This window comes from Citricoccus muralis (assembly GCF_003386075.1).
Taxonomy (GTDB): domain Bacteria; phylum Actinomycetota; class Actinomycetes; order Actinomycetales; family Micrococcaceae; genus Citricoccus; species Citricoccus muralis.
Window position 1 is genome coordinate 440967 of the sequence record NZ_QREH01000001.1, and the last position, 25125, is coordinate 466091.

26 protein-coding genes are annotated in these 25125 nt (G+C 68.7%); 21 read left to right on the forward strand and 5 right to left on the reverse strand.

The window, feature by feature from the left end:
• The first annotated feature begins 98 nt into the window (after positions 1–98).
• The 5 genes from hisB (at position 99) to C8E99_RS01860 (ending at position 3355) form a co-directional block, all read left to right on the forward strand.
• Complete coding sequence (gene hisB, locus C8E99_RS01845; protein ID WP_115930869.1) at positions 99–716, forward strand: imidazoleglycerol-phosphate dehydratase HisB; 618 nt, start codon at positions 99–101, stop codon at positions 714–716.
• Positions 713–1366: an imidazole glycerol phosphate synthase subunit HisH gene (hisH, locus tag C8E99_RS01850; RefSeq protein ID WP_115930870.1), complete on the forward strand. Its 654-nt coding sequence runs from the start codon at positions 713–715 to the stop codon at positions 1364–1366. The genes hisB and hisH overlap by 4 nt, the downstream gene beginning before the upstream one ends.
• Entirely contained in the window at positions 1366–1521 is a 156-nt protein-coding gene (locus C8E99_RS15830) for a hypothetical protein (RefSeq protein ID WP_170144506.1), read from the forward strand. Before hisH ends, C8E99_RS15830 begins: the two co-directional genes overlap by 1 nt.
• A gap of 116 nt (positions 1522–1637) precedes the next feature.
• Positions 1638–2429 carry a bifunctional 1-(5-phosphoribosyl)-5-((5-phosphoribosylamino)methylideneamino)imidazole-4-carboxamide isomerase/phosphoribosylanthranilate isomerase PriA gene (gene priA / locus C8E99_RS01855; protein WP_115930871.1) on the forward strand — a complete coding sequence of 264 codons (792 nt, stop codon included), beginning with the start codon at positions 1638–1640 and terminating at the stop codon, positions 2427–2429.
• Positions 2426–3355, forward strand: a complete 930-nt coding sequence (locus C8E99_RS01860; protein WP_115930872.1) for an SseB family protein — start codon at positions 2426–2428, stop codon at positions 3353–3355. Before priA ends, C8E99_RS01860 begins: the two co-directional genes overlap by 4 nt.
• A 268-nt stretch (positions 3356–3623) precedes the next feature.
• Here the strand turns inward: C8E99_RS01860 and C8E99_RS01865 are convergent, their stop codons facing one another.
• Genes C8E99_RS01865 through C8E99_RS01875 form a run of 3 tightly spaced genes read right to left on the reverse strand, consistent with a single transcriptional unit; the run spans position 3624 to position 6033 of the window.
• Positions 3624–4145, reverse strand: coding sequence for a MarR family winged helix-turn-helix transcriptional regulator (locus C8E99_RS01865; RefSeq protein ID WP_115930873.1), 522 nt, complete (start codon positions 4143–4145; stop codon positions 3624–3626).
• Positions 4120–4815: a CE1759 family FMN reductase gene (locus tag C8E99_RS01870; protein WP_115930874.1), complete on the reverse strand. Its 696-nt coding sequence runs from the start codon at positions 4813–4815 to the stop codon at positions 4120–4122. Before C8E99_RS01870 ends, C8E99_RS01865 begins: the two co-directional genes overlap by 26 nt.
• A 3-nt stretch (positions 4816–4818) precedes the next feature.
• Entirely contained in the window at positions 4819–6033 is a 1215-nt protein-coding gene (locus C8E99_RS01875) for an LLM class flavin-dependent oxidoreductase (RefSeq protein ID WP_115930875.1), read from the reverse strand.
• A gap of 193 nt (positions 6034–6226) precedes the next feature.
• On the opposite strand from C8E99_RS01875, the gene C8E99_RS01880 reads away from it, so the two are divergent.
• The 3 genes from C8E99_RS01880 (at position 6227) to C8E99_RS01890 (ending at position 10352) form a co-directional block, all read left to right on the forward strand.
• Entirely contained in the window at positions 6227–6793 is a 567-nt protein-coding gene (locus C8E99_RS01880; RefSeq protein WP_115930876.1) for an LURP-one-related/scramblase family protein, read from the forward strand.
• Positions 6794–6929: 136 nt separating this feature from the next.
• Positions 6930–8870, forward strand: a complete 1941-nt coding sequence (locus tag C8E99_RS01885; protein WP_115930877.1) for an aconitate hydratase — start codon at positions 6930–6932, stop codon at positions 8868–8870.
• Between the two features lie 45 nt (positions 8871–8915).
• Positions 8916–10352 (forward strand): MFS transporter, encoded by a 1437-nt coding sequence (locus tag C8E99_RS01890; RefSeq protein ID WP_115930878.1) that lies wholly within the window; start codon positions 8916–8918, stop codon positions 10350–10352.
• 26 nt (positions 10353–10378) lie between these two features.
• Here C8E99_RS01890 and C8E99_RS01895 read toward each other — a convergent pair whose 3' ends face one another.
• Both C8E99_RS01895 and C8E99_RS01900 read right to left on the reverse strand, forming a co-directional pair.
• The gene (locus tag C8E99_RS01895; RefSeq protein ID WP_115930879.1) at positions 10379–10951 is read right to left on the reverse strand and encodes a dienelactone hydrolase family protein; all 573 of its coding nucleotides are present in this window, start codon (positions 10949–10951) and stop codon (positions 10379–10381) included.
• 226 nt (positions 10952–11177) lie between these two features.
• A complete protein-coding gene (locus tag C8E99_RS01900; protein WP_115930880.1) occupies positions 11178–14006 on the reverse strand; it encodes an FtsK/SpoIIIE domain-containing protein in 2829 nt (942 codons plus the stop codon).
• Positions 14007–14429: 423 nt separating this feature from the next.
• Here C8E99_RS01900 and C8E99_RS01905 point away from each other — a divergent pair, with 423 nt between their 5' ends.
• The 13 genes from C8E99_RS01905 to C8E99_RS01965 all read left to right on the forward strand — a co-directional run bounded on the left by C8E99_RS01905 (position 14430) and on the right by C8E99_RS01965 (position 25090).
• Positions 14430–15653, forward strand: a complete 1224-nt coding sequence (locus tag C8E99_RS01905) for a TadA family conjugal transfer-associated ATPase (protein WP_115930881.1) — start codon at positions 14430–14432, stop codon at positions 15651–15653.
• Positions 15653–16504, forward strand: a complete 852-nt coding sequence (locus C8E99_RS01910) for a type II secretion system F family protein (protein ID WP_115930882.1) — start codon at positions 15653–15655, stop codon at positions 16502–16504. The genes C8E99_RS01905 and C8E99_RS01910 overlap by 1 nt, the downstream gene beginning before the upstream one ends.
• A complete protein-coding gene (locus C8E99_RS01915; protein ID WP_115930883.1) occupies positions 16505–17440 on the forward strand; it encodes a type II secretion system F family protein in 936 nt (311 codons plus the stop codon). It abuts the gene before it with no gap.
• Positions 17441–17494: 54 nt separating this feature from the next.
• Positions 17495–17713, forward strand: coding sequence for a hypothetical protein (locus C8E99_RS01920; protein ID WP_115930884.1), 219 nt, complete (start codon positions 17495–17497; stop codon positions 17711–17713).
• A 2-nt stretch (positions 17714–17715) separates the two neighbouring features.
• Positions 17716–18096, forward strand: a complete 381-nt coding sequence (locus C8E99_RS01925) for a TadE family protein (protein ID WP_245952024.1) — start codon at positions 17716–17718, stop codon at positions 18094–18096.
• A 58-nt stretch (positions 18097–18154) separates the two neighbouring features.
• A complete protein-coding gene (locus tag C8E99_RS01930) occupies positions 18155–18577 on the forward strand; it encodes a hypothetical protein (protein WP_115930885.1) in 423 nt (140 codons plus the stop codon).
• Complete coding sequence (locus tag C8E99_RS01935; protein WP_115930886.1) at positions 18574–19062, forward strand: pilus assembly protein TadG-related protein; 489 nt, start codon at positions 18574–18576, stop codon at positions 19060–19062. The genes C8E99_RS01930 and C8E99_RS01935 overlap by 4 nt, the downstream gene beginning before the upstream one ends.
• 9 nt (positions 19063–19071) lie before the next feature.
• Complete coding sequence (locus C8E99_RS01940; RefSeq protein ID WP_245952025.1) at positions 19072–19329, forward strand: hypothetical protein; 258 nt, start codon at positions 19072–19074, stop codon at positions 19327–19329.
• Positions 19330–19398: 69 nt separating this feature from the next.
• Entirely contained in the window at positions 19399–20514 is a 1116-nt protein-coding gene (gene prfB, locus C8E99_RS01945) for a peptide chain release factor 2 (protein WP_115930887.1), read from the forward strand.
• 133 nt (positions 20515–20647) lie between these two features.
• Positions 20648–21715, forward strand: a complete 1068-nt coding sequence (locus tag C8E99_RS01950) for a 2,3-butanediol dehydrogenase (RefSeq protein ID WP_115933140.1) — start codon at positions 20648–20650, stop codon at positions 21713–21715.
• 195 nt (positions 21716–21910) lie between these two features.
• Positions 21911–22186: an SRPBCC family protein gene (locus C8E99_RS16370; protein ID WP_342767550.1), complete on the forward strand. Its 276-nt coding sequence runs from the start codon at positions 21911–21913 to the stop codon at positions 22184–22186.
• 53 nt (positions 22187–22239) lie between these two features.
• Complete coding sequence (locus C8E99_RS01960; protein ID WP_147301155.1) at positions 22240–23373, forward strand: helix-turn-helix domain-containing protein; 1134 nt, start codon at positions 22240–22242, stop codon at positions 23371–23373.
• Between the two features lie 175 nt (positions 23374–23548).
• The gene (locus tag C8E99_RS01965) at positions 23549–25090 is read left to right on the forward strand and encodes a GntP family permease (RefSeq protein ID WP_115930889.1); all 1542 of its coding nucleotides are present in this window, start codon (positions 23549–23551) and stop codon (positions 25088–25090) included.
• Positions 25091–25125 lie beyond the last annotated feature (35 nt).

A 25125-nucleotide genomic window follows, 5' to 3' on the forward strand; every position in this document is an offset into this window, starting at 1 on the left:
AACGCCATGAACGGATCAGCGCTCCACGGCGTCCTAGACTGGTGAGCCGAGGACATCGCATTACCGCCATACCCTGACCAGCAAGGAGCTGAGCCGCCATGGGCGCAGAGCTGATATCCGGACGCAAGTCCCGGATCCAGCGGACCACTTCCGAGTCCGACGTCTACGTCGAGATGGACCTGGACGGAACCGGGACCTCGGAGATCTCCACGTCCGTGCCGTTCTACGACCACATGCTGACGGCACTGGCCAAGCATTCCCAGGTCGATCTGACGGTGCGGGCCACGGGGGACACCCACATCGACGTGCACCACACCGTGGAGGACGTGGCGATCTCCCTCGGCGAGGTCCTGAAGACCGCACTGGGGGACAAATCAGGCATCCGCCGCTTCGGCGAGGCCTCGGTGCCGCTGGATGAGGCACTGGCGCGCGCCGTCGTCGACGTCTCCGGGCGCCCCTACCTGGTGCACGAGGGCGAGCCGGAGGGCCAGCAATACCACCTGATCGGGGGACACTTCACCGGGTCCATGACCCGCCACGTCTTCGAAGCCATCACCTACCACGCGTCGATCTGCCTGCACATGGACGTCGTCCGCGGCCGGGACCCCCACCACATCGTGGAAGCGCAGTTCAAGGCGTTCGCCCGGGCCCTGCGCGCCGCGGTGGAGGACGACCCGCGGGTGACCGGGGTGCCGTCCACGAAGGGAGCGCTATGACCGGAACTCGCTTCGGATCTCGGCCGACCGTCGCTGTCCTCGACTACGGCTCCGGCAACACGCACTCCGCCGTGCGCGCTCTCCAGCGGGCCGGGGCGGACGCCGAACTGACGGCCGACGCGGACACCGTCATGAACGCGGACGGGCTCGTGGTCCCCGGCGTGGGCGCCTTCCAGTCCGTCATGGAGGCCCTCCAGGCCACCGGCGCCACCCGGTGGATCGGCCGCCGCGTGGCCGGCGGCCGGCCCGTGCTTGGCATCTGCGTGGGCCACCAGATCCTGTTCGACGCCGGCGTGGAGCACGGCGTGCGCACCGAAGGCATGGCCGAGTGGCCCGGCGTGGTGGAGGCGCTGCCCGCTCCGATCGTGCCGCACATGGGCTGGAACACCGTGCGGCCGCCCGCCGGCTCGGACCTGTTCCGTGGCATCGAGGATGAGCGCTTCTACTTCGTGCACTCCTATGGGGTGCTGGACTGGACCTTCGACCAGACGCACCAAGCGATGAACCCACCGCGGGTGACGTGGTCCCACCACGGGGCCGACTTCATCGCAGCCGTGGAGAACGGGCCGCTGTCCGCCACCCAGTTCCACCCGGAGAAGTCCGGGGACGCCGGCATGCAGCTGCTCACCAACTGGCTCGGAACCCTCTGATGCCGTACTGGACCACCCTGCTCATCGCCCTGGGCGGCCTGCTGCTGGGCGGGGCCTACTCGCTGCGCAAGCAGGAGTTCCCGGTGTGGCTGCAGATCGGCTTTGTGGTCTGCGCCGTGATGGCGATCGTGGCCGGATTCCTGCTGCTCCCGTAGGTGGCCGGCCCCGCGGCCTCACGGATGCGACCGATGCGCTCCCTGATTCTGCTGTTGCACTGCCTGATGTCTCTACTCCCGTTGTCTCTATTTCCGCATTCCCGAGAGGATCCACGTTGACCGAGAAGAAGCTTGAACTGCTGCCCGCCGTGGACGTCCAGGACGGTCAGGCCGTCAGGCTCGTCCAGGGCGAGGCCGGTACCGCCACCGGGTACGGCGAACCTCTGGAGGCCGCTCTGGCCTTCCAGCAGGCCGGTGCCGAGTGGATCCACCTGGTGGACCTGGACGCCGCGTTCGGCCGCGGGGACAACCGCGAGGTCATGTCCCGCGTGGTCACGGAGCTCGGCGTGAAGATCGAACTCTCCGGCGGCATCCGGGACGACGCCTCCCTGGAGAACGCCCTGGAGATGGGCGCCACCCGCGTCAACCTCGGCACCGCCGCCCTGGAGGACCCCGAGTGGACGGCACGGGTCATCGAGCGCTTCGGTGACCAGATCGCTGTCGGGCTGGACGTGCGTGGGACCACCCTGGCCGCCCGCGGTTGGACGAAGGAGGGCGGGGACCTCTGGGAGGTGCTGGCGCGCCTCGAGGAGGCCGGCTGCTCCCGCTACGTCGTCACCGATGTCACCAAGGACGGCACCCTGAAGGGCCCGAACACCGAGTTGCTGGCCGAGGTCGCCGCGAGGACCGCCAAGCCCGTGGTCGCCTCCGGTGGCATCTCCTCGCTGGAGGACATCGCCGCGCTCTACGCGATGGTGGGTGTGGGGACCGCCGGCCCGGGAGCAGGCGTCGAGGGCGCCATCATGGGCAAGGCCCTCTACGCCGGCCGCTTCACGCTCGAGCAGGCGCTCGCCGTCGCCTCCGGCGCCACCCTCGAGGCGGCGGTGGCGGAGCACCCCACCCCGTGACCGGTCCCGACTCCGGCCCTCACCTCCCCGGGCACATCCAGGCCGCCATCCAGCGGAACCTGGAGCGCCAGCACCGGGACGACGCCGGCCGCCCCGCCGACTCGGCCGGCCTCGCCTGGGAGGGCCGGGACCTCTCCGGAGACGGGATCGACGGCTCGGCCAACCCGCTGCACGCGTTCGACACGGACGACGGCACCGCGGACCCCGCCTGGGGACCAGTGCTGGACCGGTTGGCGGATGGCGAGGCGGGGGAGCCCGCCGTGGTGGACGTGCTGTCCCGCATGCGCGTGTTCGCCGCCGTGCTGCCGACCGTCGCAGAGATGGCCCACGATCACGACGGGCACAGCCACGGGGACAAGGAGTCGGACATCGCCCTGGTGACGCTGAAAGCCCCGGACGGCCGGACGGCGCTGCCCGTCTTCACCAACGTCCCCGCCCTGACGGCCTGGCATCCGCAGGCCCGGCCCGTCGCCACATGGATGCCGCGTGCGTGCCTGTCCGCGGTGGACGAGGGGGCCGAGCTGGTCGTGGTGGATCCGGCGGCCGAGCGCACCTTCGTGGTGCGGCGGCCGGCTGTGTGGGCGCTGGCCCAGCAGCAGGACTGGACGCCGTCGTACGCCGATGAGGCGCTGGCCGATGAGCTGGCGTCCTTGGTGGACCTGGTCCCGGGTCTGGCACAGATTGGGCTGGCCCCCGGCTCCGGGGTGGCCTCTCGGACGGCCTCCGGTGCTGTGCTGCCGGGCGGTGGCTCCGGGCCGGAACTGCAGCTTGTGGCCTACCCGGACGCCGAGTTGGCGTCGGCCCAGGACGAGGCCGGGTTGCGGCTGTTGGCCGCGACCCTGCAGCAGGTGCTCGGCGAGGTGCCCTCCCTGGCGGAGAAGGCGGACTCGGTGGAGATCACGATAGGGCGACCCACGCACACCTAGGGTTTCCCGACTCAGGAATCGGCGGCTTTAATGTCGCCCCTCTTGTCCGTCGCCGGTGGCATCCTTGCGTGGGTCGGGCTGCGGTGGTGTGAACGCTCCCCACGCCAGACGGCGACCATATCAAGCTGACCTACGGCTTGATCCTGAGCGGTCAAGATCAATTGATCCGAGAGGCCAAGGCTCGGGCTGAGTCCGGAGCCTTGGCCTCTCGCGGTACGGTGCTTTTCCGAGGTGTTGGTGCGGAAGGCCGACTCGGTGGAGATCACCGTCAGCAGTTGAGTATGCCCGGCTCCCCGCCCTCCAACGACCGGCCCAGCCGGGAGAACACCCGGAGCAGCGTCTCGGCCTCGCCGTCCTCGAGCCGGTCCAGGAACAGGTCCTGCACCTGGCGCGAGTGCACGGCCGCGGCCCTGCGGAAGAGGTGCCGGCCGGCGTCGGTGATGACGGCCTCCGCCCCGCGCCGGTCCGTGGCCGCGGCGCACCGCTCCACCAGGCCGCGCTGCTCCAAGGTCTTGACCTGGTAGGTCACGCGGGAGGGGGAGAACACCATCAGCCGGGCCAGCTCGCCCATGCGCAGCCGGCCCGCCGGTGCCTCGGAGAGCAGCAACAGCAGGTTGTAGTCGGCCAAGTGGAGCTCGGCCGACTCCTTCAAGGTCCGGTCGAGGCCGTCCTGCAGCAGGGCCGTGGCCTCGAAGTAGGCCCGCCAAGCCTGCCGGTCAACGCCAGCCTCGGAGGCGCCGGGGGCGGAGGTCCGGGACCAGGCGTCAGTTCCCTCGGAGGAGCTGGTCAAAGGGAATCACCTCCACGGGTTTCACCTCACCGGTGGCCCGGCGCGGGCGGGCCGTCAGCCGCCCGACCACCGAGGCCAGGTCGGCGCCCGCGGCCTCGATCCGCGTCTGCAGCGGAGTGGTGCGAGCCGATTCCTGGCCGCCGGTGACTTCGCCCCAGTCGTCCGCGGCGGCGAACACCGAGGAGGACAGGACCTTGGAGCGCAGGTAGCTGAACAGCGGCCGCATCGCCGAGTCGATCATCAGGGAGTGCCGCGGCGTGCCGCCGGTGGCGCCGAGCAGCACGGGCACCCCGCGCAGGGCATCGTTGTCCACGAGGTCCCAGAAGGCCTTGAACAGGCCCGAGTAGCTGGCCTTGAAGGTCGGGGACACGGTGACGATGCCGTCGGCCTGCTCCACCTGGTCCAGGGCAGCCTGCAGGGCCTCGGACCGGGCCGTGTTCACGGTGGCCTCGGCGATCTCGGTGGCCAGCAGCCGCAACTCCACCACATGGATCTCAGGGACGATACCCTCGGCGGAGAGGTGGTCCGCCGCGGCCGTGGCCATCCGGTTCGCCAGCATCAGCGAGGAGGACGGATCGCCCAGTCCGCCGGAGACCACCACGAGGTGGCGGGCCTGCGGCGTGAACGGGTCCGTGGCGGCGGGGGAGCCGAAATCCGGGGTGTCCTCCATGGCTCAATTCTCCTTCGTGCTCGTGCTCGTGCTGGTGCTCGGGGCGGCGTCAGCGCTGGACGCAGCGGCCTGGGCGGCACGTTCCTGCGCATCCTTCCAGGCCGGTGAGCCCTGCTTGCCGCCGGGGACGGGGGCCTCGCCGCGCCGCGCCCGCTCCACGAGGAACTCGTGGCTCGGGGCCTCGGGAACGTCGGCCGGCTTCAGCGCTGCGAATTCCTTCCGCAGTACCGGCAGAACCTCCTCGCCCAGGAGGTCGAGTTGCTCCAGCACCACGTCCGTCGGCAGGCCGGCGTGGTCCATGAGGAACATCTGCCGCTGGTAGTCACCCACCCAGTCCCGGAACTCGAGCGTACGCTCGATGACCTGCTGCGGGGATCCCACGGTCAGCGGGGTCATCTTGGTGAACTGCTCCAGGGACGGACCGTGGCCGTACACCGGGGCGTTGTCGAAGTACGGGCGGAACTGCTTCACGGCGTCCTGCGAGTTCTCGGCCATGAAGGCCTGTCCGCCCAGGCCCACGTAGGCCTGATGGGCCTTGCCGTGACCGTAGTACTCGTAGCGCTGGCGGTAGAGCTGCACCATCTGGATGATGTGCTCCTTGTTCCAGAAGATGTTGTTGTGGAAGAACCCGTCACCGTAGTAGGCGGCCTGCTCGGCGATCTCCGCGGAACGGATCGAGCCGTGCCACACGAAGGGAGCGACCCCGTCCAGCGGTTGCGGGGTCAGCGTGAAGTCCTGCAGCGGGGTGCGGAAGCGGCCCTGCCAGTCGATGTTCTCCTCGTGCCACAGGCGGTAGAGCAGGTGGTAGTTCTCCACGGCCAGCGGGATGCCCTGGCGGATGTCCTTGCCGAACCAGGGGTATACCGGCCCGGTGTTGCCGCGGCCCATGGTCAGGTCCACGCGGCCATCGGCCAGGTGCTGCAGGTAGGAGTAGTCCTCGGCCAAGCGCACCGGATCCATGGTGGTGATCAGGGTGGTGGCGGTGGAGAGGATGAGCTTCTCGGTCTGAGCCGCCAGGAACGCCAGCAGTGTGGGCGGGTTGCCCGGGGCCACGAAGGGCGGGTTGTGGTGCTGGCCGGTGGCGAAGACCTCGAAGCCGGCCTGCTCGGCGTGCTTCGCGATCCGGACGGTGTCCTTGATCCGCTGGTGCTCGGTGGGGGTGGTGCCGTTGGTGGGGTCCGTGGTGATGTCGCCGATGGTGAAGATGCCGAACTGCATGATTGCTCCTTGCTGGCTTCCGTGACGGCCGTCGGTGGGCCTTGTTCTGAGTATTGCAAATTTGAATCACCTGGTCCAACGGTGGGACGCCGCGGACTATTCCCTGCTCTGCCCCTGCTCTGTTCTCCTGTCGTCGCTGGCACTCACCGCGCGGTCGGTTTGACCGTACGGCGCAGGAGGGGAGACTGGGCGCATGAGCCCCACGAGCAGCCTGAGCGGCCAGAACCTGTTGGTGATGCAGCAGGTCACCGGCTTCATGTCCAACGACTTCGCGATCGAGAACGGCGAGGGGCTCGTGGTTGCGCACGGTCACACGCGCGGCTCTGCGGCCTCGCGGATGTTCCGCGGCAACCGCCAGTTCGAGATCCAGGGCCTGGACGGCACCCCGTTGTTCCGCGTGGAGGACCCCATGACCCTCGGCCGGGACCGTTACCGGGTCACCGGCCCCCAGGGGGAGCCCATAGCCGAGATCGTCCAGCGGATCTCCTTCTTCCGCACCTCCGTGGCGATCTCCGTGGTGGACGGCACGGACCTGCAGCTGGACGGTTCGCTGTCCGGGTTCTCCTTCCGCCTGATGGCGGGGCAGGCGCCGGTGGCCAGCGTGGACCGGAAGTGGGCCGGGCTCGGCAGGGCCATGTTGGGCCGCAGCCGCTATGCGGTCGAGCTGGATCCCGGCATGCCGGAGGTGGTGCGCTACGCCGTCATCGGCAGCGTGATCGCTTTGGACCTGATCCGAGACAAAGCCAACAACAACAACTGACAGCGTGCCCGGACCCGCGGGCCGAATCGTTGATGCCCACGGCGAGCTCTGGCCAGGCGCGTCCTCCCACCCTAGGCTCGTGGACAGGCCCGCCGGCGGTCCGGCCGGTGTTCCGTCGTCCCGGGAGGGCAGCACGATGGCACTCAACGTCGCTCAGAAACTGATCGCCGCGCACCTCGTCGAAGGGGACCTGGAGCCTGGTACCGAGATCGGGATGAAGGTAGACCAGACCCTGTGCCAAGACGCCACCGGCACCATGGTGATGCTGGAGCTGGAGGCGATGGGACTGGAGAGGATCCGCACCGAACTGTCGGTGCAGTATGTGGACCACAACCTGCTCCAGACCGATGAGAAGAACTCCGATGACCACCTGTTCCTGCACTCTGCCGCGCAGCGGTTCGGGCTCTGGTTCTCCCCGGCCGGCAATGGCGTCTCGCATCCCGTTCATCAGGCCCACTTCGGGCGTCCGGGGGCAACGTTGATCGGCTCGGACTCCCACACGTGTGCCGCCGGTGCCCTGGGGATGCTCGCGATCGGCGTGGGCGGCCTCGAGGTGGCCATGGCCATGGCCGGCCAGCCGTTGTACGTGGCGCTGCCGGAGGTCTGGGGCGTGGAGTTGACCGGCACGTTGTCGGACTGGGTCTCGGCCAAGGACGTGGTGCTGGAGATGCTGCGCCGCCACGGCGTCAGCGGGGGCGTGGGCCGCATCATCGAATACCACGGCGAGGGACTGCGGCACCTCACGGCGATGGACCGGCACGTGATCGCGAACATGGGCGCCGAGCTCGGGGCCACCGCCACAGTCTTTCCAGCCGACGACGTGGTCCGCGACTACCTGGAGGCCGTCGGCCGAGGTCCAGACTTCGAACGGTGGGAGGCCGACGAGGGAGCCGACTACGACCTCACCGAGCACATCGACCTCTCGTCGCTGGAACCACTGATTGCCCGTCCCTCCTCGCCCGGCAACGTGGTACCCGTCGCCGAGGTGCAAGACGAGGAGGTCTACCAGGTGGTCATCGGCTCCTCGGCGAACCCGGGGCTGAGGGATTTCGCGGTGGTCGCCGAGATCCTTGCCGGCCGGCGGGCCCACCAGCGGGTCTCCGTGGATGTGAACCCCACCTCGCGTGAGGTGCTGGCCGACCTCATCACCGGCGGCTGGCTGACACAGCTGGTCTCGGCCGGCGCCCGGATCCACCAATCAGGATGCATGGGGTGCATCGGCATGGGGCAAGCCCCCGCCAGCGGACGGAACTCGCTGCGCACCATGCCACGGAACTTCCCCGGCCGCTCCGGCACCGAGGAGGACGCCGTATGGCTGTGCTCTCCGGAAACGGCGGCGGCCGCCGCGCTGACGGGCCGCATCACGGACCCACGCACCCTCGCTGATTCCCTGGGCATCACCTTCCCGCGGCCGAAGATGCCCGAACGGTTCGCGGTGATGGACGAGATGCTGCTCCCCCCGCTGCGGCCAGAGGAGGCGGCACGGGTGGACCTCGTCAAGGGGCCGAACATCTCCTCCCTGCCGGACTTCGACCCCCTCGAGGACCGTCTGGCCGCGCCCGTGGTCCTGGTGATGGGGGACGACGTCTCGACCGACGAGATCATGCCGGCCGGATCACGGGTGCTGCCCTACCGCTCGAACATCCCGAAGATCTCAGAGTTCACCTTCACCCGCCTTGACCCCGAATACCCGGCGAACGCCGCTGCAGCCGGTGCGCACGTGGTGGTGGCCGGAAAGAACTACGGCCAGGGCTCGTCTCGGGAGCATGCGGTGATCGCGCCGCGATACCTGGGACTGAAGGCCGTGATCGCGCAGTCCTTCGCTCGGATCCACTGGCAGAATCTCGCGAACTTCGGGATCCTCCCCCTGGAGTTCGAGGACCCTGCCGACCTCGAGAACGTCTCGCGGAGGGACACGGTGGTCATCGAGGGCATCCACGAGGCATTGCGCCGAGGCCATTCGGTGGCCGCGAGCATCGGAGGTCGCGAGGTAGCGCTGCGCCACCGGTTGTCGGACCGGCAAGTGAAGATGGTGTTGGCCGGCGGGCGTATCCCGCTGGCGGCACAGGAGGCGTGAACAGGTCATGAGGTGGGCGCACCGCGGGTCAGTTAGCATCGAGCGGTGAACTTCGCCGCCTACGGGCACTTGCTGCGGGACGTGCGCATCCGCCGTGTCCTGGGCGTGGGCTTCATCGCCCGATTCCCCAATGCGGCCACGGGCATCATCCTGACCCTGCACGTGGCCGTGACGATGGACCTGGGCTACGGGGCGGCTGGCCTGGCCGTGGCTGCCATGACGCTGGGCATGGCCGTGGGCTCACCGTGGCGCGGCCGGCTGGTGGACCGGCTCGGACTGCGCCGGGCCCTGGTGCCCTCCGTGGTCACGCTGGGGGCGGTGTGGACGGCCGTGCCCTTCCTGCCGTTCCCCTGGCTGCTGTTCGGCGCCTTCCTCGGTGGACTGTTCGCCCTGCCCGTCTTCTCTGTGGTGCGTCAGTCCATCGGCGTGCTCACCCACGGTGCGCGGCGCGAGACCGCGTTCGCCCTGGACTCGATCATCACCGAGACCATCTTCATGGTCGGCCCCGCGCTGGGTGCCGTGGTCGCCACCAGTTGGTCGAGTGCCTGGGGGTTGGCGATCATCGGCTGGTCCGCCGTGGCCGCCGGGCTGTACCTGATGTGGTTCAACCCGCCCACGCGCTCCTCCCAGCTCGGGACCTTCCTGGCCCGGCCCGGCACCGAGCGCGAATACTCTGCCGAGGAGGACCTGCGGCGGGCCGTGGACGGCTCGGTGCAGGGAGCGCCGGCGCACCTGGACCTCACGGCCACCGAGCTGACCACGGGCGCCTTGCCCATGGTCCGCTCCGCACCCCCCTACGACGCCGGCCCGCACCCGGATTCCCGTCCGCACCCGAATGCCAACCCGGGTTCCGACCCCGGTTCCCGCCCTGACTCGCAGGCCGCGGTCCGGCGCGGGCCACTGGTCCGGCTGCGCACCTCCTTCGGCTGGCTCAGCGGCACCGCGCTCGCGGTGCTGGCCGTGTCCCTGGGCTCCGGGATGCTGATGTCCGGCACCGAGGTGGCGATCGTCGCGGAACTGGAACGCTCCGGCCAGGCCGCCCAGGCCGGCGTCGTGATCGCGTTCTGGTGCGGGGCCTCGGCGGCCGGTGGCATTCTCTACGGAGCCATGGGCCGGCGGATCTCCCCGTTGCTGCTGCTCTCACTCTTCGCGCTCGGTACGCTGCCGATGGCGTTCGTGGACGGCATGTGGGCGCTCGCGGTGGTCTCCCTCATCTCGGGGCTGTTCACGGCCCCGACCCTCGCGGCCGCCTCCGCCTTGATGTCCACCGTGGTGACCGAGGAGCGGCGCGGTGAGGCCCTGGGCTACTACGGTTCGGCCATGACTGCCGGCGCCGCGCTGGGCGCCCCGGTCTCCGGTGCCTTCATCGACGGTATCTCGCCCGAGGCCGGGTACCTGTTCGCCGGGCTGATCGCCCTGGCCATGGTGGGGCTGGCGCTACTGGCCCGGACCATCGTGCGGTGGCGCCGATCCCGGCGCTGATCCGCTTCGGAACGGTACGGCCGGCTTCAGTCTGAGACGCGCTCCAGCGTGGCGAGCGTGCGTGACAGGACCAGGTCCGTGGCTGCGGGGTCGAAGTCCGAATGTCCATGCTCGGTGAACAAGTGCTGATCGCCCGGGTACTCATAGAGCTCGGCCACGTCGCCGGCCAGTCGCCAGGCCACCGGCAGGTCATCCTCACCCCACGGGTCGCTGCTCTTCAAATGCAAGTCCAGCGCGACGCCGGCCGGCCAGTGCGGTGCGAAATGGTCCACCGGCAGCGCCGCGGAGATGGCGATGCAGGCGCGGGCTGACGGCCGCGTCTGGGTGAGCCGGTAGGCGGGCAGGGCGCCCAGGGAGATGCCGAGGAAACCTGTGGCCTCCGGGTGGGTGGCGGCCGCCTCGTCCGCCCGCTGCAGGATGCCGTCCACCCCCACGTCCTGCTCGGCGTGAGCCACCCCGTCCTCGAGCGTGCCGAAGGTCCGCCCGGCGAAGAGGTCCGGGGTGTGCACCGTATGCCCGGCGTCGGCGAGACGCCCTGCCAGCCAGCGGACGCCGTCGGTCAAGCCCAGGGCGTGGTGGAACAGCAGGATCTCGGTCATGGGGAGGATTATTCGTCAGCGGCGGCTCGCGCGGTACAGTTGGCGGCCGCAGCGTTGCCCCGACGGGCGAACAGGATCTCGATGCTGCCCGCGCCTTGATGAACGGCAGGGATCCCGGCGCCGACCCCTGGATCGCCGTGGCCTGGTGCCTCGGGTTCATGGCCATCGCCATCTGGCTCATCGCCGTGGTGTTCCCGCGGAAGACGGCCCGCTGACCTGCTCTGCGTCAGACCGACGCTGCCAGCTGCACGGCGACACCGGGAGCCGGATGGTCCGGTGAGATCATGACCGCCCGCCCTGGAACTTCCTTCACCCGCTGCAGCGTCGGCCACACCATCCGGTGCTCTGGCGTGGAGTCGGCCGGAAGGTAGAAGCGCGTGGGAACCAGGCCCAGGGTGCGACCGCCGGCCAGTTCTCGGGCGCCGAACAGCGCGGCGGCCAGCATGTCAGGACCATGGTCCCGAAGGAGGATGGCCACATGCTCTTCCACGGTCTCGTAGCCCGTCCCGACGCGTTGAGCCGACCACCGTCCCCATGAGGTCACCACGAGATGTACGCGGTGACGCTCTGCCAGCCGTCCCTTCACCCGCTCCAGGAGCTGCGCCAGGTCCTGCGGCGTGGCCCGGTCTGCGGTGAGCACACTCCAGGAATCCGGCACCCCGAGCGAATCCGCCACGCCATTGCCGTCCAGTAAGAAGGTCGGGACGGCGGGGTCCAGGCGCGCGAGGTGGTCGAGGACGGACCGGGCTGCCGCGTCAACGCCGCCGGCCGTCGTGCCGATCCAGGCCACCGGGCCGTCCCGTCCCGGCAACCAGCGCACGGGGCGCTGCTCCCTCTCGTGGTGAAGATCGGCCAGCCCCACGATGACGGCGTCCGGCAGCACGGACCGGTCTTCCGGCGTCGGGGTCCACTTTTCAGGGAGTGCGGGCATGACGGCCTGTGTGGGAACCGGCAGGGCGCGGGAGGCGGCCTCGGCGCCGATTCGGACCGTCAGGTCCCGCCAGGGGGCCGGATCGGCATCGGGTGCACCGTCGGTCCACCGGACCAGGGCCGGCGGGCCGGTCGCCACCGAGAACTGACCTGCCTGGAAGGGCCGTGGCGGTCCGCCGCCGTGCCGCAGATAGGCGCGTCCCGGGGAATCGGCGGGGATCGTCACCGCGTCGGCAGTGCCCAACAGGTCCCACGATTCTTGCTCGGTGGCCGTGCGCAGACAGATCACGGTGCCCAGATTGGACCGGACATCGGGACCGACGGCGCCCTGTGCCCGCTGGGTGGCCAGGACGAGGTGGAATCCCAGTGAGCGGCCCGTGGCGGCCAGCCTGGCCAGCAACGCGGCGGCCTGAGGATGGTCGTCGACGAGAACACGGAGCTCATCGATGGCCACCACCAGGCGTGGCAGGTCCGCGTTCGAATGGGCATGCCGGTAGGCGCGGAAGTCTGCCGCGCCGGCGGCCAGGAACAGCTCTTCCCGGCGGCGTAGCTCGGCAGAGAGGGCATCGAAGGTGCGCAGCGACTCCGCTTCCGCGAGATTGGTCTCCACCGACATGGTGTGAGGTAACCCGGCCAGGACCGCAAAGGATGATCCGCCCTTGAAGTCCATCAGGACGAAGGACACCTCGGTGGGTGGATGGGCGGCGGCGAGGCCCGTCAACAAGGTCAGCAGCAGCTCGGATTTGCCCGAGCCGGTGGTGCCGGCGACGAGCAGGTGCGGCCCGTGGGCGACGAGGTCAATGGTCATGGGGTCTTCGTCGGGCGATAGCTCCGCCCGGAGGGACTCGACCCCCGGTTGTTCCATCAGGGGCTGGGGCAGGACCAACCGGACCGGTTCCTGGTCCACCGCCGGTCGGTGTGCCGCGCCCATCTCGTCCAGCAACCAGGCTGCAGTCCGGGTGGTCATGCCATGCCACCGCAGAGCCGTGTAGTCCAGGCCCGCGAGCGATGCAACCCCTTGGTCCGCGTCCACTCGGTCCTCATGGCCGGGCGTGCCGGCCATGGCCTCAGGATGCTGTTCTCGCCCTGAATCACAGAGCAGCACGCGGTGCCATCCGGCAGGAAGGTCCCGGGCAGAGGTCCCGGGCCAGCAAACGATGGTGCCGACTGAGGCCCTGGACGCACCACTCCACGGGGTGTCACCCTGAGCCGTCCGCATCACCACGCCTCGGCCTGAGGTGATGGCATCACGGCACAACTGCACGTGCAGCCACTGTCCCATGGCCTGCAAGGTGGAGGGCTGGCCCGTGACGACCGTGGTCCGTCCGGGGAACAACACCGAGTTGGCGGGAAGATCCACTGTGGACCAGCGGGCCCACTGGTCGCCCACTTTCGCGTTCTCCACCCGGAGGCGGGCGGTCCCGGTGCCCCAGCGGATGACCGGACCGTCCGTTGGAACACCGTCCACGCCGAAGCGATCCACGGAGTCGGCCCGCGCGGCCAGGGCGAGGCGCCCCGGGGTGGGCGCCAGCTCATCGAGCCGACCGCTGACCCGCTCAGCACCATCCCGGATCCGCCTTCCGTGGCGCCGAGACGCAGCTCGGTGCTGGAACCACATGACTGCCACCACGGCCACCGAGACGAGACTGAACAACAGGAAATACCACAGGCCGGTGACCACGGCCATGACCACTCCGATGACCAGTGGCCCGGCAGCCATGAAGGCTTGGAGCACCGCATTCGGCCGAGCTGGTTCGGGCCCTGGGTCCACGACCGGGTCCGGGATCGACCGGATGGGTGACAGGGGGTCCGGCCGGCCGCGGACCAGGCGGAAGGTCGAGCTGCCGGCGGTGTAGGGCTGGTTCCCGGTCCAGAGCAGCTGTGCAGGACGCTGATCGGCATCCGCTCTGGTGACGAGAACACCTTCCGCGTCGACCTCCAGCCGGAAATGCGGGGCGGACAGAAAGGGGTCGGTGACGAGCCATTCGGCGTGATTCCGGCCCACGGTGAGGCCGGAACGGGGCAGCGGGGCCAAGCGGCCGGCGTCGGGACCGTCTTCGGCCACCACCGTGACGTCCGGCCCGGGACCGCGGTTATTCGCGCTGCCTCCGGGGCGGGCGACCACGGTCAGATAATTCTGAGGGGGTTGTCGCCCGTCAGTAGACCGACCAGGCCTGCCGGCGTCTCCGTTGACGCCCGAGAAGCGGTATCCGGGGAATCGTTCGCGTAATAAACCGTCAACCATGCCGACGGAGTCAGGACCGGCGGTTGGTGGACCATTGACCACCTTCCACCATTGGCCTTCCGCCGCCGGCAGTCCCAGTATTCTCAACCACACGCCAGGTTGACCTCCCGTAGTGCCGATGTTCCTCACGCCAGGATGCCGCGATGGCAGATGGCCTGGGGAGCCGGGTCGGCGAGAGTGTGGACAACACGCGCGAGGCATGGATATCCACAGGTCACAGAGGAGGCGGTGGGCCGCTGGTCCAGAACTCTGTACGCTCAGACCCAGGTCGAGGCCCGTCCGGGTCGTCATGGAGGGGAAACCATGGAAGCCATCCGCATTCTCGAGGACGAGGTCCGCGAGCTGATCCGCCGACGGGGCATGGATCCGCAGCGCGAGCCGGAGGAGATGCGCCGTCTGGTGCAGGCCGCGACGGCGGACTATGACGCGCGCTCATTGATCGGTTCGCTGCCGCTACTCCCGGACCGCGACGATGCTGAGAAGACCGTCTTCGACTCCGTGGCCGGTTTCGGCGTGCTCCAGCCCCTACTGGACGACGATACGGTCGAAGAAATCTGGATCAACTCGCCCACGGCCGTGTTCTGCGCCCGGGGTGGCGTGTCCGAGCTGACCAACATCTCGTTGACCGAGGAGAATGTCCGGGATCTGGTCGAGCGCATGCTGAAGTCCTCGGGCCGCCGCCTGGACCTGTCGTCCCCCTTCGTGGACGCGGCACTGCCGGACGGTTCACGCCTGCACGTGGTCATCCCGGATATCACCCGCAGGCACTGGTCCGTCAATATCCGGAAATTCGTGGTCCGAGCCCATCGTGTCGAGGACCTGGTGCGGTCCGGATCCCTGAGCGCGGATGCCGCGCGATTCCTGGATGCCAGTGTGGACGCCGGGTTGAACATCCTGGTCTCCGGCGCCACCCAGTCCGGCAAGACCACCATGCTCAATTGCCTGTCGGCCTCCATCGGCAGCCGGGAGCGCGTGGTGACGGTCGAGGAGATCTTCGAACTCAAGCTGCCGCTGCGCGATGTGGTCCAGATGCAGTGTCGCCAGCCGAACCTGGAGGGCCACGGCGAGATCCCCCTGCGCCGGCTCGTGAAGGAGGCGCTACGCATGCGCCCGGACCGGCTGATCGTGGGGGAGGTCCGAGAGGCCGAGAGCCTGGACATGTTGGTCGCTTTGAATTCAGGACTGCCCGGCATGTGCACGTTGCATGCCAACAGTGCGTCCGACGCCCTGACGAAGATCTGCACGCTGCCCCTGATGGCCGGCGAGAACATCTCCCGGAACTTCGTGGTCCCGACGGTGGCGTCCTGTTTCGACCTCGTGGTGCATTGCGCGCGGGACCGCCACGGCCGCCGGTACGTGGAGGAGATCCTGTCCGTCGGCACCCGGGTGGAGGAAGGGATCATCGAGTCCTCGACCGTCTTCCACCGCGTTGACGGCCAACTGGTTCTCAGCCCCTCGGCCATGTTGGAGAACCGCAAACTTGAATCCCGGGGCTATGACGTGCGATCCGTGGTGGGAGTCGGCTGATGGCGCTGTTCCTGGGGTTGATGCTGGGGGCCGGGTTGTTCCTGGTGTGGTGGTCGTTCTGGCCGCGCGGGGACAAACCGGTGGTGATCCGCCGGGACAGCAACCTGCGGCAACTGCTCGCCCGTGCCGGCGTCGAACAGGTCGGCCCCGCCGGTGTGGTGGCAGCGATGATCGGCTGCGGAATGGTGGCGCTGTTGCTGGTCTTCATCCTGACTCGTGCCCTGCCGATCGCGTTGTGCTTCGGCCTGTTCGGGGCGCTGGTGCCGTGGGTCACGCTGAACTGGCAGGCGAAGAAGCGTCGCACCCTGCTGCGTGATGTGTGGCCAGACGCCGTGGACCACCTCCGCTCGGCCATCCGTGCCGGCCTGACCCTGCCCGAGGCGCTCATCCAGCTGGGGGACAAGGGGCCGGAGGAACTCCAGCCGGCCTTCCGCGAGTTCGCCCGGGACTACCGTTCGGGACTGCGGTTCATGGATGCCCTGGACAACCTCAAGTTCAGGATGGCCGATCCGGTGGCCGACCGGCTGATCGCCGCCTTGCGGTTGACCCGGGAGGTCGGCGGCGCGGACATCGGAAACCTGTTGTCCACCCTCGCCGAGTTCCTGCGCGAGGATGCCCGGACCCGCAGCGAACTGGAGTCTCGTCAGTCCTGGACCGTCAATGCGGCTCGCCTGGCCGTGGCGGCCCCGTGGATCGTGCTGCTGCTGCTGGGAACCCAGCCGGACGCAGTGCGCGTCTACCAGACCTTCACGGGCCTGCTGGTGTTGGCCGGCGGCCTCGTGGTCTCCGTCATCTGCTATCAACTCATGTTGAAGATCGGTGCACTGCCGGAAGAGCAGAGGGTGCTGTAGATGACGACGTTCTCCATGGCCCTGGTCTTGGGGCTTGCCTTCGGGTCTGGGCTGGCCCTGGTGCTGGTGGCGTTGCCCTGGGGGTGGCGGCCCTCGCTGGCCCGTCGCGTCGAGCCCCAGCTGAGACACCATGCACCTGCGTCATCACTGCTGAACGAGCAACAGGTCGTGTCCCCGTGGGGCGCCCTGGGCCGGATCATGCAACCGGTGCTATCGGCCGGCGTACGGCAGTTGGGGCGGCTCAACCTCGGCCACCAAGCCCTGGAACGCAAACTGGAGGCCGCGGGATCCGGCCTCTCCGTTCAGGACTACCGGGCCCAGCAGCTCATCGCCGCAGCCGGAGGAGCCGCGTTGGGGGTAACCGGATGCGTGGCGCTCGCGGTCAATGGTGCCCTGAATCCGGTCATCGGCGTCATGCTCGTGGGGACTCTGTCCGTGGTGGCCTTCTTCCTCAGGGACAACCTGTTGACCGGCCTGATCAATCGCCGCCGCGCGAGGATCCTCAGCGAGTTCCCCTCCGTGGCGGAGCTGTTCGCCCTGTCCGTCAGCGCCGGGGACAGTGCGGCGGGGGCCCTGGAACGGGTCGCCACCTCGGCCAAGGGAGAACTGGCCGGGGAGTTCTCCACGGTCCTGTCTGACATGCGCTCCGGATCATCCATCCATGCCGCCCTGAAGGCATGTGCACGGCGGATCCAACTGGCGCCGGTGGAACGGTTCATCGAGGGGATCCTCGTGGCCCTGGAACGGGGCACGCCACTGGCCGATGTGCTCCGGGCCCAGGCCAAGGACGTCCGTGAGCTGTCCAAGCGGGAGCTGCTGGAATCCGCCGGCCGTAAGGAGATCGGGATGATGGCGCCCCTGGTCTTCGGCATCTTGCCACTGACCGTCATCTTCGCCGTGTACCCCGGGATCTCGATCATGAATCTCGGTTTCTGAACCACTATCCGCCCAACAGCATCACCCCATCGACAACCCATCCTGGAGGGGACCATGACAGACAAAACCGAACCGAAGTACCGGGCCTTGGCAGCCCTGACTGCCCTGACCGCCTTCCTGGGAAAGGCCCGTGATGACGAGCGGGGAGACGTGCCCGGCTGGGTGATGATCACGTTGATGTCGGCCGTGCTCGTCGCCGGGCTGCTGGCCATCGCGGGGCCCGCCCTGACGGACCTGTTCAACCAGGCGATCAGCCAGGTCACCCAGAACTGACCGTGCTGAACGCGCGTGAGGGCGAACGCGGATCGGCAGTGGCTGAATCCGTCATGGTGATGGCGCTGCTCTCGATCATCTTCGCCGCGATCCTCCAGTTCGGCATCATCATCCACGTCCGGAACACGTTGATCGATGCGGCCAGCGCAGGGGCGCGGTACGGAGCGCTGGGGGACCGGACGCCCGACGACGGCGTGGCCAGGACCCGAGAACTGCTCGCCGGGTCGATTCCGGGCGGCGGCCATGCCGATGTGTCTGCGGAGACGACAGGCGGGGACGGAACCACCATCGTCAGGATCACCGTTCGCACACAGATGCCCATGGTCGGTTTCCTGGTCGGTCCCGTGGGATTGGAGGCCGATGGTCATGCCTACCGATACTGACACTGGTCCTGATACCGCTACCGACACCACTCCTCACACCACGACTGACCCTCGGCGAATGGAAGCGCGAGGAGAGGAAGGTTCGGCCACGGTGGAGTTCGTGCTCCTGGCCGCGCTCCTGCTGATACCGGTGATCTACTTCCTGATGCTGACCAGTCAGATCCAATCCGCTGCCTATGCGTCCGTGGCTGCTGCAGACCAGGCGGCCAAGGCGATGGCCGGAGCCCCGGACGCCTCGAGTGCCGCCGGCCGCGCCGACGAGGTCGTGGCGTTGACGTTGGGGGACTACGGCTTGGATCCCTCCGTGGCGCAGTCCGCCCTGTCCTGCTCCACCAGCCCCTGCCTGGAGCCTGGTTCCTCCGTGTCGGTGGAGGTGGCGATCCGGGTGCCGGTGCCGTTGTTGCCGCAAGGACTCGGCTGGGACGCCGCCGTCGCCACGGTCACGAGTAACTCCCAGCAGCCCGTGCCGAGGTTCGGATGAGGGCCCGGACGCCGCGTCAGGAGCACGCAGGACGGGGCCAGGGCGTCGGGAGAGTCGGAGACGAAGGCCAGACCACGGTGTTGGTCGTGGGGCTGACAGTCGTCTGCCTGCTGCTGGCCACCGTGATCCTCGCCGTGACCACCGTGAACCTCGAGGCCCGCAAGCTGCTGTCCGCCGCGGACGGAGCCACCATGGCCGCGGCGGACAGCTTCACCATCGCCATCGAAGAGGGCGGGGACGCCGGGCACGCCCCGGTGCTCGCTGACGCCGAGGCCGCTGAGACGGTGGCCGGATACTTGGCCGCCGCCGGTTCCCACGAGCGGTTCGACGGGCTGGTGGTGGAGTCCGTCTCCGTGGGCGACGGCGGCCAGACCGTCGACGTGGTGCTGACAGCCACCGCTCACCCACCCATCGTGAACTGGATCGTGCCGGACGGCATCAGGATCGTGGCCACCAGTTCGTCCCGTACCGCCTTGACACGCTGAGGAGACTCCATGTCCGCTGACAACCCCGAGAATCCCGATATCCCCGAGAACACCGAAAACACCGGCAACACCGAGCATCCGGACCTGAAGCGCCTGCGCCGCTGGGAGGAGTCCGGCGGCACCTGGGTGGTGGCCGCCCGCCGGGCCACACCCTCCGGTGAGGCCGTGACCCTCTCGCTGATGACCTGCGATGGGGGAGAGGAGATGGACGTCTTCTCCTCCTCCGATCCGAGGCTGGTGGAGTACGTCTCGGGGGACGCCAGATGACGGGCGGCAGGGCCGGCTTCGTGCCGGGGAACAACGCCGGTCCCGCTGCGCTGTAGGCTGGACCCCACCATGGCTGAGACTGACTACACCGCTGAAATCGCGCAACTGCGCTCCACGCTGTCCAACATCGAACAGGTGTCGGACATGGAACAGATCAAGGCGGACATCACCCGGCTGGAGGCGGAGGCCTCCGCTCCGGACCTCTGGGACGATCCGGAGGCGGCGCAGAAGGTCACCTCCAAGCTGTCCCACCGTCAGACCGAGCTCGAGCGCGTCGCCAAGCTGGAACAGCGCATCGATGACATGGAGGTCATGGTGGAGCTCGCGGCCGAAGAGGACGACGATTCCGCCCGCGAGGACGTCGCCCAGGAGCTCGAGGCCCTGCGCAAGACGATGTCCGACCTGGAGATCGTCACCCTGCTGTCCGGCGAGTACGACGAGCGTGACGCGGTCATCACCATCCGCGCCGGCGCCGGTGGCGTGGACGCCGCCGATTTCGCTGAGATTCTGATGCGCATGTACCTGCGCTGGGCCGAGCAGCGCGGCTGGACCACCAAGGTCATGGACACCGCCTACGCCGAAGAGGCCGGGTTGAAGTCCGCGACCTTCGAGGTCAAGGCCCCCTATGCCTTCGGCACGCTGTCCGTGGAGGCCGGTACCCACCGCCTCGTGCGCATCAGCCCCTTCGACAACCAGGGCCGCCGGCAGACGTCCTTCGCCGCCGTGGAGGTCATCCCACTCATCGAATCGGACGACTCGGTCGAGATCCCTGAGGGTGAGCTGAAGATCGACGTCTACCGTTCCTCCGGCCCCGGTGGCCAGTCGGTGAACACCACCGACTCCGCCGTGCGCATGACGCACATCCCCACCGGGATCGTCGTCTCCATGCAGAACGAGAAGTCCCAGATCCAGAACCGTGCCGCCGCCCTGCGCGTCATGCAGTCCCGGCTGCTGCTGGTGCGCAAGGCCGAACAGGACGCGAAGAAGAAGGAGATGGCCGGGGACGTCAAAGCGTCCTGGGGCGACCAGATGCGCTCCTACGTGCTGAATCCGTACCAGATGGTCAAGGACCTGCGCACCAACCACGAGGAGGGCAACCCCTCCTCGGTGTTCGACGGTGCGATCGACGGCTTCATCGACGCCGGAATCCGCTGGCGCGCCGGCGCCCGCCACAGCGAGGACTGACCACCCGGTCCATCCTCCGAACGGGCCCTTGTCCGCGCCGGAACACCCTGCCTACAGTGACCACGAGGCCCGATCCGGGCCGTGGGCCCGTCCCGGGCTCTCCCGTCACGACTCGCAGCAGGAGGCCAGCACCATGCGCGCAGCACGGTACTACGACGCCAAAGACATCCGCATCGAGGACATCGACAACCCGACCGCCGGTCCCGGGCAGGTGCTCATCGACGTGGCCTGGTGCGGGATCTGCGGCACCGACCTGCACGAATACCTGGACGGTCCGATCTTCATCCCGCCGGCTGGGCATCCGCATCCCATCTCCGGGGAATCGGCCCCGCTGACCATTGGCCACGAGATGTCCGGCACCGTGGCCGCGCTGGGCGAGGGTGTGGACGATCTGGAGATCGGCCAGAAGGTGGTGGTCGAGCCCTACGTGATCCGCGAGGAGCACGAGAACGGCCAGGACTACCAGCTCTCCCCAGACATGAACTTCATCGGCCTGGGCGGTCACGGCGGGGGCCTGGCCGAACAGATCGCGGTGCGGCGGCGCTGGGTGCATCCGGTGGCCGACCACGTCAACCTGGACGAAGCCGCCCTGATCGAGCCCCTGGCCGTGGCTCACCACGCCTTCGTCCGGTCCGGGGCCCAGGCCGGTGACGTGGCCATCATCGGCGGTGCCGGCCCCATCGGGGCGCTGACCGCCGCCGTCCTCAAGGGCGAGGGCCTCACCGTCTACGTCTCCGAGCTCTCCGAGCTGCGCCGGCAGCGGGTGCTGGACGCCGGCGTCGTGGATGACGCCTTCGACCCCCGAGAGGTGGACGTGGCCGCGAAGGTCAAGGAGTTGACGGGCGGACGCGGGGCGGACGTCGGCTTCGAGGCCACCAGCGTGGACGTGGTGCTGGCGATGCTCCTGGAGGCCGTGCGCCCCGGGGGCGTGATCGTCAACGAGTCGATCTGGGGCCACGAGCCGAAGGTCCCCCTCCACCAGCTCGTGCTCAAGGAGATCGACCTCCGCGGCACCATCGGGTACGCCTGGGACCATCCGGCCACCATCAAGCTGATCGAGGACGGCACCGTGGACGTCAAACCGTTCATCACCGGCAAGATCGGCCTGGACAACCTCATCGATGAGGGATTCGACACGCTCATCAACCACAACGAGACCGCAGTGAAGATCCTCGTCTCGCCTACGGGGAAGGGACTCTGAGCCTATGGCCGAGTTACCCGGGCTGCCGCCCGTCGCTGAACGCGTCGTCACCGCCGAACGGCGCATCGACGCTGACGCGGGGCCATCTTTGAGCTGATCGCGGACCCGGCCCGCCAGCCGGACTGGGACGGCAATGACAACCTGGCGAAGGCCGAGGAAGGTCAGCGCATCACCGCCGTCGGGGACGTGTTCACCATGGTCCTGACGAAGGACGGCGCTGTCCGGGAGAACCATGTGGTGGAGTTCGAGGAGGGCCGGCGATTCGCCTGGCTGCCCGCCCCGGTGGGGCAGGAGCCCCGGGGTCACCGGTGGCGCTGGGAGCTGAAACCGGCACCGGACGGCGGCACCCTGGTCCGGCACACCTATGACTGGACCCGGCTGACCGATGAGACTCGTTTCCGCCGGGCTCTGGCAACCACGGAAGCCGCCCTGATGGCGTCCCTGGACCGATTGGCCGCCGCCGTAGAGTGAAGCCACCCAGCCCTGTCACCCGGAGGCAGGGAAGGACGTCTTGAGGGGATCTGATGACGGAGGTACGAGTTCGAGTGGATCCCGTGCGGGCCCTCGTCGAATCGCTCGCGGCCGACGATGCCATCCTGGTCGAGACGGTTGAGACCCTCCGGGCCACGATCCCCGGTTATGAGGATGTCCCCGCCGAGTCCCTGGAAGCCTCTGCCCGCCGCAATCGCGCGCTGAGCATCCGCACCATCCTCGACGGTCTGGCCCCCGAGCCCGAGGGGATCGACGAGGCGGAGACGCTGACCGAGGAACGGATGGCCCAGGGCGTCGAGATCGCCAGTGTGCTGGCCGGATTCCGTGCCTGCATGTCCATCATCCTGCGCCACCTGCTGGCCGCAGCCCCGCGCTACGGGGTGCCGGTGGAGAAGGCCCTGTCCTTCTCCACTCTGCTCTGGTCCCTGGGGGATGCCTTCACCACCCGCGCCGTGGTCTCGTATCGCGACCGCACCATCGCCCAGGCCGTGGCCGATTCGGCCCGCCGTGCCCACTGGCTCGGCGCCGCCCTGGCGGGGAGCCTGGACCGAACCGCGCTGTTCGCCGGTGCCTCCGTCTTCGGTGTACCCCGTGACTGCCCGGTCCGGGCCCTGTGTGCGGACGGCGCCGCGACCCCCGCCCTCGAGGGCTGGGCCGAGGGCTCCGGGGCCACGGCCGTCGTCGTGCCGCAGGGCACGGGTGCCATCGGGATTCTCATCGGTGAGCCCGACGCCGGCCGGTCGCCCGCGGGGGCGACCATCGCCCTCGGTGCCCCGGTGGTCCTGGGGGAGCTGCCTCGGTCCTTCGACGTGGCCACCCGGGTGCTGGCGTCCGCCCAGCGGGTGGGAGCGAGCGGGGTCGTCGACGTGGACCGACTCTCCTGGCACATGGGCGTCTTCGCCAGTCCGGAGACCACCGTCCTGCTCGACGGGATCTACCTGGAACCGTTGCGGCAGGAGGGAACATTCGGCGAGCTGATCGTCGAGGCCTTGCGCGCCTACCTGGAGCACCGGATGAACATTCCGGCGGCGGCCGAGTCCATCCCGATCCACGTCAACACCCTGCGGTACCGCCTCAGGCGCTATCGCGAGATCACGGGAGCCGACCTGGGAGACCTCAACACGCTCATCGAGGTCGCGTGGGCCATCGCCGCCGACCAGGGCTGAGCCTGATCTCACCGCAGTATCTCGCCATCTCGCCGAAATGCGCGTGTTGTAGGCACCTACGAATCCAGCGCCCACCTCTTGTGGGTCTCGACGTGGCCTGAATCACTTCGCAGGGGCATGGTGGATAGGTGCGGCCCTTCAGCGCCGTGATACCTCACCCACCAAGGAGAACGGCATGATCTTCGGGATCATCGGCATCATCCTGTCCCTCGCCCTGCTGATCACGCTGGCGTACCGGGGCATGCCCGTCATCATCGCGGCGCCCATCGCGGCCGTCGTGGCCCTGGTGTTCTCCGGCGCGCCGATTCTCGCCTCCTACACGGAGATCTTCATGCCGGCCCTCGCCGGGTTCGTGGGCCAGTACTTCCCGCTGTTCCTGCTCGGCGCCATATTCGGCGTGCTGATGACGGTCACCGGCTATGCGGAGTCCATTGCCCGCACGGTGGCCCGCTGGATCGGCGCCCGCAACGCCCTGGCGGCCACCGTCGTCACCTCCGCCCTGATGACCTACGGCGGCATCAGCCTCTTCGTGGTGGCGTTCGTGATGTTTCCCCTGGCCCGCGAACTGTTCCGCGTGGCGGACATCCCGAAGCGGCTGATCCCGGGAACCATCGCCCTGGGCATCTTCACGTTCACCATGACGGCACTGCCGGGCTCCCCTCAGGTCCAGAACCTGATCCCGGGACAGTTCTTCGGCACCGACGGTTTCGCGGCCCCGGGGATCGGCCTCGTGGGAACCGCGATGATCCTCGGGCTCGGGCTGGCGTGGCTCGAGTTCCGGCGCCGCCGGCTTATGGCCAATGGTGAGCACTTCAACGATGCCGGGGTAGGCCGCGGTCCTGGTGTCCGCGGTGGCGCCAGTCCCCGCCGCGGGGACGGACCCGGTGCAGCGCTGGCCGGTTCCGAAGCTGACTCCGCGACCGCGACCGCGACCGCTTCCGGGAACGGTCCCGGCTCCGGCTCCGGCGCCCAGGTCAAGGAGGCCGAGACCGGCACCTCCGGCGCCGTCATGACACCGCGCAACGGGGTCGAGGCCTTCATTCCGCTGTTGGCCGTCATCCTCGTCAACTTTGGCTGCACCCTGCTGGTCTTCCCAGCCCTGAACTGGGACTACTTGCAGGAGGAGAAGTTCGGCGCCATCGAGTTGAGCTCCCGCGCCGGTATCTGGGCCGTCATCATCGCCCTGAGCGTGGCCATCCTGGTCATCGTGGCCTTCAACATCCGCCGGTTCGGAGACCTGCGCAAGGCCTTCGTGGACGGGGCCAAGGGCTCCATGCTGCCGATCTTCTCCACGGCCTCGGAAGTCGGCTACGGTGCCGTCATCGCCTCCGTGGCGGCCTTCGCCGTGGTCCGGGACTCCGTGTTCAACATGGGCGGCAACGCGCTGGTCACCTCGGTGTTCTCCACCTCGGTCACCGCCGCCATCACGGGCTCCTCCTCGGGCGGCATGACCATCGCCCTGAACGCCTTCGGCGACGACCTCAAGACGCTGGCCCTGGACCAGGGGGTGAGCCTGGAGGCCATGCACCGTCTGACCGCCATGGCCGCCGGCGGCCTGGACACCCTGCCCCACTCCGGGGCCGTAGTCACCCTGCTGATCGTCTGTGGCATGACCCACCGCCAGTCCTACAAGGACATTTTCATGGTCACCCTGGTCATGCCGGTCATCACGGTCGCCGTACTCACCGCCCTGGTCTCGGTGGTCGGGGCCTTCTGACGCCCACGGCCCGGCCGATCTAGGCTGGATGTCAT